This window comes from Paenibacillus oleatilyticus (assembly GCF_018998565.1).
Lineage (GTDB): Bacteria > Bacillota > Bacilli > Paenibacillales > NBRC-103111 > Paenibacillus_G > Paenibacillus_G oleatilyticus.
In genome coordinates, this window is the sequence record NZ_JAHNZO010000145.1 from 1 (window position 1) to 368 (window position 368).

The window sequence follows — 368 nt, forward strand, 5'->3', positions numbered from 1 at the left end:
CGCGGAACCGGCGGCCTCGGTGCGTTCCCGGCCTAGGAGCCGCCGCGCTCCCAGTGGTAGAAGCACTGCGCCATGGCGTCCTTGGGCCCGCGCCAGGTGGCCGGGTCGTACGGGCTGACGTACGCCTCCAGCTGTTCGCTGATGTTGCGGAACTCCGGGTGCCCGGCCACCTTCGCGATGGCGGGCGCCGGGTCCTGCTCGGACTCGATGAGGTGCAGGTACACGTCGTCGCCGAACCGGAACAGCCGCCGCCGGCTCACCCCGACCAGGTGGGGAAGTTCCCCCCGGTCGGAGGCGGCGAACACGTCGGCGATCTTCGACTCCGACCCGGGAGCCATCCGGGCGACGATCAGGGCGTGGTGCATCGG

Annotated in this window: 1 protein-coding gene; it reads right to left on the reverse strand. The window is 71.7% G+C overall.

The annotated features are described in order from the left end of the window. Positions 1 to 32: 32 nt before the first annotated feature. On the reverse strand, positions 33 to 368 hold a 336-nt coding region (locus KQX66_RS36690), incomplete at its 5' end, for a TcmI family type II polyketide cyclase (protein WP_216798427.1).